Origin of the sequence: Rhodoferax sp. (assembly GCF_039922535.1) — a bacterium.
Taxonomy (GTDB): domain Bacteria; phylum Pseudomonadota; class Gammaproteobacteria; order Burkholderiales; family Burkholderiaceae_C; genus Rhodoferax_B.
This window is the reverse complement of record NZ_JBDTEM010000015.1, coordinates 1-1,552: the sequence shown is the minus strand read 5'-3', so window position 1 is coordinate 1,552 and position 1,552 is coordinate 1. Positions and strand designations below refer to the sequence as shown.

Annotated in this window: 1 protein-coding gene; it reads right to left on the bottom strand. The window is 62.5% G+C overall.

The features are described from left to right. On the bottom strand, positions 1-1,320 hold a 1,320-nt coding region (gene gudD, locus ABI213_RS00445; RefSeq protein WP_348025656.1), incomplete at its 3' end, for a glucarate dehydratase. Between the last annotated feature and the right edge of the window lie 232 nt (positions 1,321-1,552).

Below are 1,552 nucleotides of genomic sequence, written 5' to 3'. Positions count from 1 at the left end.
CGGGCGCTTGGGGTCAAACTTCCAGCCCGGCAACAGGCTCTGCATGGCCATGGCATCGTCGCGCGCTCCCAGGCCGTGCTGCAGGTACAGCTGGTGGGCTTTTTCCACTTCCACCATGTCCAGCTCCACGCCCAGACCGGGCTTTTTCGGCACCTGCACCAAGCCGCCCTGGATCTGCAGCGGTTCTTTGGTGAGGCGCTGCCCATCCTGCCAAATCCAATGGGTATCGATTGCCGTGACGCGGCCCGGCGCGGCCGCCCCTACGTGGGTGAACATGGCCAGCGACACGTCAAAGTGGTTGTTGGAATGCGAGCCCCAGGTCAGCCCCCAGTCGCGGCAGGTCTGCGCCACCCGTACCGAGCCCGCCATGGTCCAAAAATGCGGGTCGGCCAGCGGAATATCTACCGACTGCAGCGACAGCGCGTGGCTGAGCTGGCGCCAGTCGGTGGCGATCATGTTGGTGGCCGTGGGCAAACCGGTGGCACGGCGAAATTCGGCCATCACCTCGCGGCCCGAAAAACCGTCCTCGGCCCCGCACGGGTCTTCGGCATAGGCCACCACGCCACGCATATCGCGCATCAGGCGCACCGCGTCTTTCAGCAACCAGCCGCCGTTCGGGTCCAGGGTGACGCGCGCCTCGGGAAAGCGGGCGTGCAGCGCGTGCATGGCCTGGATCTCGTCCTCGCCACGCAGTACACCACCCTTGAGCTTGAAGTCGTTAAAACCATAGCGTTCGCGGGCGGCTTCGGCCAGCCGCACCACCGCCTCGGGGGTCATGGCGGCTTCGTGGCGCAGGCGGAACCAGTCGTTGTCGGCACCGGGGTCGGTGACGTACGGCAAATCGGTTTGGGTGCGGTCGCCCACATAAAACAGATAGCCCAGCATTTCGACTGCATCGCGTTGCTGGCCCTCGCCCAATAAGGCGGCGACCGGCACGTCCAGGTGCTGGCCCAGCAAATCCAGCAGCGCGGATTCGATGGCCGTCACCGCGTGGATGGTGGTGCGCAGGTCAAAAGTCTGCAGACCGCGCCCGCCGGTATCGCGGTCGGCAAACTGCTTTTGCACCTGCTGCAGCACGCGCTGGTGCGAGCCTATGGGCTGGCCGACCACCAGCGCACTGGCATCTTCCAGCGTCTGGCGGATTTTTTCACCACCGGGTACTTCGCCCACGCCGATACGGCCCGCGTTGTCGGTCAGGATCAGCAGGTTGCGGGTAAAAAACGGGCTGTGTGCGCCGCTCAGGTTCAGCAACATGCTGTCGCGCCCCGCAACGGGGATCACCCGCAAAGCCGTAATGACGGGGGTGGAATGGATGGGCATGGATGTCTCCGTAAATTGAAAAAGTGGCGTTTTATTCAAAACAACGCCATGTTAACGATAACATTTTGACTAATCAAGCCCACTCATCCATAAATCTGGCAAAAATTAGAAGTGAATGGTCGAATTGACCCGGGCATGTGGATCACCCAGCCGCCGTAAGGGGCTCATATCCTCGCTTACAATACGCCTTGACGGACCTTCCCGCATGGTGAAGCGGCCAACCGGGTCAGGT